The organism is Pseudorhodobacter sp. (assembly GCF_030452865.1).
Taxonomy (GTDB): domain Bacteria; phylum Pseudomonadota; class Alphaproteobacteria; order Rhodobacterales; family Rhodobacteraceae; genus Pseudorhodobacter.
Window position 1 is genome coordinate 1 of the sequence record NZ_JAKDLJ010000162.1, and the last position, 7,545, is coordinate 7,545.

Genomic DNA, 7,545 nt, shown 5'->3' on the forward strand with positions numbered 1-7,545 from the left:
TTGCCCCCGCCCCCTGCCCCGCTATAGTGCGCCACTTTCAAAGTTCCGGGGGGCAGCATGGCCGCAGACGTGGGAATCATCATGGGCAGCCAGTCCGACTGGTCGACGATGAAAGAGGCGGCGACCCTGCTCGATGACCTCGGCATTGACTATGAGACGAAGATCGTTTCCGCCCACCGCACCCCGGACCGGCTGTGGACCTATGGCAAGACCGCTGTGGATCGTGGCTTGCAGGTCATCATTGCGGGCGCGGGAGGGGCTGCGCATCTGCCCGGCATGATGGCGTCCAAAACCCGGATTCCGGTGATCGGTGTGCCGGTACAGACCCGCGCGCTGTCAGGGGTCGATAGCCTTTACTCTATCCTGCAAATGCCGCGCGGCTACCCGGTCGCAACCATGGCGATCGGTGCTGCGGGTGCCGCAAATGCCGCGTTGCTGGCAGCGGGGATCCTCGCCCTGAATGACCCCGCCCTTGCCCAACGACTGGAGGCATGGCGTGATGCGTTGACCGCCTCGATCCCGGAGGAGCCGACGAATGACTGACCTCCGCCCCAGCCTCCCATCCGGTGTGACCATCGGCATTCTTGGCGGCGGGCAGCTTGGTCGCATGCTGGCCGTCGCAGCCGCCCGCCTTGGCTACAAGACCCATATCTATGAACCGGGTTCCAACCCGCCTGCCGCAGATGTCGCCCATCGTACCACCACAGCGCGCTATGATGATGACGTAGCCCTGCGCGCCTTCGCGCAATCGGTCGATATCATCACCTATGAATTCGAGAACATTCCCACAGAGGCATTGGACCTTCTGGAAACTCTGCGCCCAATCCGCCCCGGCAGGCGCGCGTTGGCGATCAGTCAGGACCGCATCGCGGAAAAGGACTTCCTGACCGGGCTCGGCCTGACCACTGCCCCCTATGCCGCCGTCACAACCGCCCGCAGCCTTGATGCCGCCCTTGAACGGATCGGTACGCCTGCCATCCTGAAAACCACGCGGCTCGGCTATGACGGCAAGGGGCAGGCCCGCATCCTGTCGCCTGCGGACGCCACCACCGCCCTTGCAGCGATGCAGGGTGCCGATGCGGTGCTTGAAGGCTTCATCGACTTCAGCCAGGAGATTTCGGTGATCGCCGCGCGCGGGCTCGATGGCTCTGTCGCCGCCTATGATCCGGGTGCGAATATCCATCGCAACGGCATCCTGCACAGCACGACCGTTCCGGCAAAGCTGACACCTGCGCAGCGCAGCGATGCCGTTTTGCTTGCCGCCCGCATTCTGAACGCGCTTGATTATGTCGGTGTGTTGGGGGTGGAACTGTTCGTGACACCTCAGGGCCTGATCGTCAACGAAATCGCGCCGCGCGTGCATAATTCCGGCCATTGGACGCAGAATGGCTGCGTCGTCGACCAGTTTGAGCAGCATATCCGCGCCGTGGCCGGCCTGTCCCTTGGCGATGGTAGCCGCCATGCGGATGTCATGATGGAAAACCTGATCGGAGACGATCTAACCCGCCTTCCCGGCTTACTGCGGGAATCCGGCACCGCCTTGCACCTTTACGGCAAGGCAGAGGCACGCGCCGGGCGCAAGATGGGACACATCAACCGCATCACGCGCGGGATCACTTGACACAGAGACCCGCCTCACTGTCGCCTCGCCCCCCTCACTTGCAGACAATCGCCACCACAAGGAAGGTACATTTCGTCTTGTGCGGTGCGGGTGCAGGCGCCGCGGCGGCGGCTTTTGGCGCGGCGGACCGGCGCGTCGTTTCCTGACGTCTGACGACGGGTTTATTGCGGCTTCGTTGCGGCGTCGCACGGGCCACAACCGGTGGGCAAACACCTTCCGGTGCCTTCAGCAAGCTGTGATAATACTCAGCAGTCGGTTCCAGTTCCGCCCCGACTTCGAGCCCGGCCTTTTCCAGATAGGTCGAGAGCGCGCTGCGTGAACCGTTGCCCCAATCGCCATCGACAGGCATACTGTAACAGCCGACCCGCTTCAGCTCCGTCTGCATCACACTGGCAAGGTCATCCGGCAGCAACTGCAGCGCTGGAACGGGAGCCGCCACAACAGGCGCAAGGACGGGTGCCGTCACCGCCTTGGGCGCCGAGCGGGTCTCGGCACCACCTTCGATCTTGCTTTGGTCCTGCGCCTCCACCCGTTGGATGACCGGGCCGGGTTTCGGAGGCTCCAATGCAGCGACCTGTTCAGGACTGGTCAAATCGGGGGCGGCTTGATCGGGCGCGGCGGTGGTGGCAGTGCCCGGAGGCGGGCTGATGCTCGTATCGCTTTGCACGGTTTCAAACACCGGCAAAGGCGCCGATGCCGGGCCAGGTTTGAAGAAGAACTGCGCCCGCAGCGACGACTGATCCCACGGCGTTTGCTGCCCGCCTGTCGCTGCCTCAACATCATTGCGGACCTTGATCATCAGATCCGAAATGCTCAATCCCTGCTGTTCCATATGGTTCAAAAGCGCCGCAGTATAGGGGCTGTTACCGGTCGTGCTGCCCCGGTCAAAGGAAACCGCTCCCGGTCGGGTAGCGAAGGAGATAAAGGTGCCGGCGCGGGTCTGCATTTGCGCCAGACCATCGCTCCGGCCCGCGCGTCCTGCAATCGGACTGGTGCGGCAAGCGTCGAGAAAAATCAGTGTCTGTGCATTGGCCGATTGCAATTGGGAAATGATATCATCGAGTTGCCACGTTTGCCCGGTCACATCGCCATTCACATCCGGATTGGCGGCAACCGGCACAAGCTGGTTCTGACCGTCCATCTGGAACGCATGGCCGGAATAGTAGAACACCACCGATTTGGCATCCTTCGCCTGCGCGGCAAATGCCTGCAACACAACGTTGAAAACATCGGTATTCACATCGGTCAGCAGCGTCACCTCAAACCCGAGCCGGCGCAGCGCATCCGCGACACCGCGCGCGTCATTGCCGGGGTTGGCCAGGCGCGGCAAGTGCTGGTAGGCCTGATTGCCGACAACAAGGGCCAGCTTGCCTTGGTCTGCCGCAGCCGCCGACCCGTTTCCAAGCGCGACAAAAAGAACAATGGAGACGGCCCGCACAGCGCAACGCCATGCAGCCGAAAAATGACCAAATAAGAAACCCGATTCTAGGCGCGGCATAAGTCTATTCCGATCAAAACGCCCGGCAAACCCTATGACGGACCTGCACATTATAGCACGAGAACCAGAAATTCACCAGCAATACCCCCGCGTCGGTCGGCGACGCTTCGCCCATCCGAAATGTCATCCGCACCCCCCCGATCCTGCCCGCGACCCGCCTGGTCAGGCGCGCGCACCGGCACTCTGCGGCACTGTCGTTGGACAGCAAAGCAGCCACGCGTATCCGCAGCACGCCGCAACGTCATCCCATCCTCCGGCACAGTCCAAAACCCTATGGCCATGCAATCCCCGTGATTTCCAACTCCTTCGCTCCGGCTGGCCTGCGCCATGTCACGACATCGCCGCACTGCGCCCCGATCAGCGCCCGACCCAGCGGTGAATGGGGCGCGATCAGCCCGGCGCTTGCATCCGCCTCATCCTCACCCACGATGGTATAGACGGCGTCTGCGCCGCCTTCATCCAGCACCGAAACCCGGTGACCAAAGGCAACGGCGTCACAATCGCCCGCCAGCGGCACCGGTATCGCGGATTTCAGACGCGCCTCCAGATAGCGGATGTCACGTTCTGCCGCCGCTTCCGGCAAACGATCAAGCCGATCCACCCGCGCACGCAACCCCGCCAGCCGAGCCTGCGCCTCGCTCAACGCTGCCTGCAACAGCGTCAACCCGCGCGACGTGACAAAGTTCGGGTGCGGACTGATCGGCAAATCGGGCAAGGGGGCGTTGTCCGGTCCATCCTCTTTCACAAAGGCCCGGCTCATCGCGCAACCCACATAACGATCGCACCCATCGCACGCGCATTTGCAGAAAACGCGCTCATCGCAGAGTCCTTCCAGCGAACGCGCTCATCGCACGATCAATTCCAATGGATCATACAGCATCCCCGCGCCCCAAGCCGCTTCAGGCATGCTGTCTGGCTTGAAGCGGATGCCGGTCAGTGCCGCCCGGCTGAAAAAGCGCCGCTCCGTCACCACGCCTTCCGGGTCCTTCCACGCTGCGTCCAGTTTCCCGCTGATGATCTGACAACGGAAATAGAGATCGACTTGATGAAACCCATGATTCGGCGCATGAAATTCATTGACCAGCACCGGTGCCCCGACCGAAACCGTCAGGCCGGTTTCCTCATGTACCTCGCGGATCAGATTGTCAGGCATACTGCTGCCGACATGCACCCCACCTCCCGGCGCGCACCATAAGTCCGACACGCCGCCGGCATAAGCATTGACCAAAAGCAACCGGTCCTGATGCAGAATCAGCGCGCGCACGGCAAGACGGGGGGAACGCGGTTTCATCGTCTCACGCTGCCAAGCCCGGCGGGAATTGTCCAGCCACATCCGTTGCATTGCGCCCGCGAACCCCCATGTTTGTTCAATGAAAAACACCGTCCTTGCATTGTTGACCGCGCTCGCCTTGCCCAGTGCAGCAACAGCGATGGCACCCGATTGCGTGGTGCTGTTGCACGGGCTGGCGCGCAGCGAGACATCCCTGCTGGCGATGCAGGCGGCACTGAACGCGCAAGGGTTTCATGTTGTCAATCAAGGCTACCCGTCAACGCGCCAACCGATAGCCACCTTGATGGAAGAAAATGTGATCCCCGCGGTGGCGTCCTGTGGTGCGGCGAAGGTGAATTTCGTTACCCATTCGATGGGTGGCATTCTGGCCCGGCTCTATCTTTCCCGCTACCAGCCAGAAAATCTGGGCCGTGTGGTGATGCTCGCCCCACCCAATCACGGCTCGGAACTGGTCGATACCTTCGGCGGGTCGCGCTTGTTCCAATGGTATCATGGCCCGGCGGGCAACCAGTTGGGAACCGATGCCGCAGCTCTGCCCAATCAACTGCCGCGGCCGGATTATCCTTTGGGGATCATCGCCGGAAATGCCAGCATCAGCGCCGGGTCCGCTTGGGTTGAGGGGCCGGACGACGGCAAGGTTTCGGTGGAAAGCACGAAACTCGATGGTATGACCGCACATGTCACTTTGCCGGTGACACATACATTCATGATGCTGAACCCTCGGACCATTGCGCAAACGGTCCTGTTTCTGCGACAGGGACGATTTGAGCCGAACCTGCCCGTGATCGAGGCCATTGAAATCGCGACCGGCCGCGAAAAACCAATCGCCCAACCATAAAAATCGCGCCGGAATGGTCGTGGTGCGATTCGATTGCGCCTGACGCAACCAGCCACAACGCCCCCGTCTTCTCTGAAAAAATATCCCCGCCGGAGGCATCCGCCGCATCCACAAGCGCCCGAAACGAAAAAAGGCGCCCCGAAGACCGCCTTTTCCCGAATTCACGACTGGGGCAGATGATTACATCATGCCGCCCATGCCGCCCATACCGCCCATATCAGGCATACCGCCACCAGCGCCTTTCGGCTCCGGCTTGTCGGCGATCATGGCTTCTGTGGTGATCAGCAGGCTTGCAACCGATGCGGCGTCCTGAAGTGCATGGCGCACAACCTTGGCCGGGTCGATAACGCCGAACTTGAACATGTCGCCATATTCATCGGTCTGGGCATTATAGCCGAACTTCGGATCGTTGCTTTCACGGACTTTTCCAGCCACAACCGAGCCGTCCACGCCGGCATTTTCTGCGATCTGACGCAGCGGCGCTTCCAGCGCCATGCGAACGATCGAGATGCCGCGAGTCTGGTCAGCGTTGTCGCCTTCCATGCCCACAAGCGTTTTACCCGCCTGAACCAGTGCGACACCGCCGCCAACGACGATACCTTCCTGCACAGCAGCACGGGTCGCGTTCAGCGCGTCATCAACGCGGTCCTTACGCTCTTTCACTTCGATTTCCGACATGCCGCCAACGCGGATCACAGCAACACCGCCAGCCAGTTTGGCCACACGCTCTTGCAGTTTTTCCTTGTCATAGTCCGAAGTGGTTTCTTCGATCTGGGTACGGATCTGGGCAACGCGGGCCTCAATCTCGGCCTTTTCGCCGGCGCCATCAATGATGGTGGTCGCGTCCTTGGTGATGGAAACCTTCTTGGCGCTGCCAAGCATGTCCATGCCGACGTTTTCCAGCTTCATGCCGAGATCGTCAGAGATCACCTGACCGCCGGTCAGAATCGCGATGTCCTGCAACATCGCCTTGCGACGATCACCGAAACCCGGAGCCTTGACGGCAGCGATCTTCAACCCACCGCGCAGTTTGTTCACAACCAACGTTGCAAGGGCTTCGCCCTCCACATCCTCGGAAATGATCAACAGCGGCTTCTGGCTCTGGATCACCTGCTCCAGCAAGGGAACCATCGGCTGCAAAGACGACAGCTTCTTTTCATGCAACAGGATCATCACGTCTTCCAGATCGGCAATCATCTTGTCCGGGTTGGTGACGAAATAAGGCGAAAGGTAGCCACGGTCGAACTGCATGCCTTCGACGACTTCGGTTTCTGTTTCCAGACCCTTGTTTTCCTCGACGGTGATCACGCCCTCATTGCCGACCTTCTGCATCGCATCCGCGATCTGACGGCCGATTTCGGCCTCGCCATTCGCAGAGATGGTGCCGACCTGCGCGACTTCGGCAGAATCAGATACCGGGCGAGAGGCTTTCTGGATCGCTTCGACAACTTTTGCAGTCGCCGTGTCGATGCCACGCTTCAGGTCCATCGGGTTCATACCGGCGGCCACAGCCTTCAGGCCTTCGATGATGATCGCCTGTGCCAGCACGGTCGCAGTGGTGGTGCCATCGCCCGCCTCATCATTGGTGCGGGAAGCAACTTCCTTCACCATCTGCGCGCCCATGTTCTCGAACTTGTCGGACAGTTCGATTTCCTTGGCAACCGTCACCCCGTCTTTGGTGATGCGCGGTGCGCCGAAAGATTTGTCGATGACCACGTTGCGGCCTTTCGGGCCCAGCGTCACCTTTACCGCATTGGCAAGGATGTTGACGCCGCGCAACATGCGATCGCGGGCATCGGTCTCGAATTTGACGTCCTTAGCAGCCATTTTGCTTGCTCCAGTTTGTCTTGAATTTCAATTGATTAGACGTATCGCAGGGGCATAGGGTGCGCGTCAGCGCACCGCCAGCCATCAGCTTCAGCCGATGATCCCCATGATGTCGCCTTCTTTCATGATCAGCAGTTCCTTGCCGTCCAGCGTCACTTCGGTGCCGGACCACTTGCCGAACAACACGCGGTCACCCACTTTGACGGAGGGCGCGATCAGCTCGCCGCTATCCTTGCGGGCGCCTTCACCCAAGGCGACAACTTCGCCTTCAGCGGGCTTTTCTTTTGCGGTATCGGGGATGATCAGGCCGCCCTTGGTCTTGTCTTCGCCTTCGATGCGGCGGACCAGTACACGGTCATGCAGCGGTTTGAATGCCATCTGAGAACACTCCCTTTGGTTCCAGGTTGATGTCGATTAGCACTCACATTGCCTGAGTGCTAACGATGCTTACCTAGGCAGTCTCACCGGGT

The 7,545-nt window shown here is 60.7% G+C and carries 8 protein-coding genes; 3 read left to right on the top strand and 5 right to left on the bottom strand.

All coding sequences use genetic code 11. The features are described from left to right. Nucleotides 1-57 precede the first annotated feature (57 nt). Both purE and L0H65_RS10680 read left to right on the top strand, forming a co-directional pair. Nucleotides 58-543: a 5-(carboxyamino)imidazole ribonucleotide mutase gene (purE, locus tag L0H65_RS10675; RefSeq protein WP_301458889.1), complete on the top strand. Its 486-nt coding sequence runs from the start codon at nt 58-60 to the stop codon at nt 541-543. Further along, nucleotides 536-1,621: a 5-(carboxyamino)imidazole ribonucleotide synthase gene (locus tag L0H65_RS10680; RefSeq protein WP_301458891.1), complete on the top strand. Its 1,086-nt coding sequence runs from the start codon at nt 536-538 to the stop codon at nt 1,619-1,621. Before purE ends, L0H65_RS10680 begins: the two co-directional genes overlap by 8 nt. Nucleotides 1,622-1,655: 34 nt before the next feature. Here L0H65_RS10680 and L0H65_RS10685 read toward each other — a convergent pair whose 3' ends face one another. From L0H65_RS10685 to L0H65_RS10695, 3 genes are all read right to left on the bottom strand, one after another. Beyond that, nucleotides 1,656-3,059: a caspase family protein gene (locus L0H65_RS10685; protein ID WP_301458892.1), complete on the bottom strand. Its 1,404-nt coding sequence runs from the start codon at nt 3,057-3,059 to the stop codon at nt 1,656-1,658. Nucleotides 3,060-3,390: 331 nt separating this feature from the next. Continuing rightward, on the bottom strand, nt 3,391-3,879 hold the full coding sequence (locus tag L0H65_RS10690; protein ID WP_301458894.1) for a GreA/GreB family elongation factor: 489 nt from the start codon (nt 3,877-3,879) through the stop codon (nt 3,391-3,393). 84 nt (nt 3,880-3,963) lie between these two features. Then, nucleotides 3,964-4,410, bottom strand: coding sequence for an NUDIX hydrolase (locus L0H65_RS10695; RefSeq protein WP_301458914.1), 447 nt, complete (start codon nt 4,408-4,410; stop codon nt 3,964-3,966). Between the two features lie 79 nt (nt 4,411-4,489). Between L0H65_RS10695 and L0H65_RS10700 the strand changes: the two genes are divergently transcribed. Continuing rightward, the gene (locus L0H65_RS10700) at nt 4,490-5,248 is read left to right on the top strand and encodes an alpha/beta fold hydrolase (RefSeq protein WP_301458908.1); all 759 of its coding nucleotides are present in this window, start codon (nt 4,490-4,492) and stop codon (nt 5,246-5,248) included. Nucleotides 5,249-5,428: 180 nt separating this feature from the next. Here L0H65_RS10700 and groL read toward each other — a convergent pair whose 3' ends face one another. Together groL and L0H65_RS10710 are read right to left on the bottom strand one after the other, a co-directional pair. Continuing rightward, a complete protein-coding gene (gene groL, locus L0H65_RS10705) occupies nt 5,429-7,075 on the bottom strand; it encodes a chaperonin GroEL (RefSeq protein ID WP_301458910.1) in 1,647 nt (548 codons plus the stop codon). A 90-nt stretch (nt 7,076-7,165) separates the two neighbouring features. Then, nucleotides 7,166-7,453, bottom strand: coding sequence for a co-chaperone GroES (locus tag L0H65_RS10710; RefSeq protein ID WP_301458912.1), 288 nt, complete (start codon nt 7,451-7,453; stop codon nt 7,166-7,168). Between the last annotated feature and the right edge of the window lie 92 nt (nt 7,454-7,545).

What these genes read in the sequence shown, in the direction of transcription:
- purE (WP_301458889.1), top strand. Translation starts at nt 58, where the DNA reads ATGGCCGCAGACGTGGGAATCATCATGGGCAGCCAGTCCGACTGGTCG.
- L0H65_RS10680 (WP_301458891.1), top strand. Translation starts at nt 536, where the DNA reads ATGACTGACCTCCGCCCCAGCCTCCCATCCGGTGTGACCATCGGCATT.
- L0H65_RS10690 (WP_301458894.1), bottom strand. Translation starts at nt 3,879, where the DNA reads ATGAGCCGGGCCTTTGTGAAAGAGGATGGACCGGACAACGCCCCCTTG.
- L0H65_RS10695 (WP_301458914.1), bottom strand. Translation starts at nt 4,410, where the DNA reads ATGAAACCGCGTTCCCCCCGTCTTGCCGTGCGCGCGCTGATTCTGCAT.
- L0H65_RS10700 (WP_301458908.1), top strand. Translation starts at nt 4,490, where the DNA reads ATGAAAAACACCGTCCTTGCATTGTTGACCGCGCTCGCCTTGCCCAGT.
- groL (WP_301458910.1), bottom strand. Translation starts at nt 7,075, where the DNA reads ATGGCTGCTAAGGACGTCAAATTCGAGACCGATGCCCGCGATCGCATG.
- L0H65_RS10710 (WP_301458912.1), bottom strand. Translation starts at nt 7,453, where the DNA reads ATGGCATTCAAACCGCTGCATGACCGTGTACTGGTCCGCCGCATCGAA.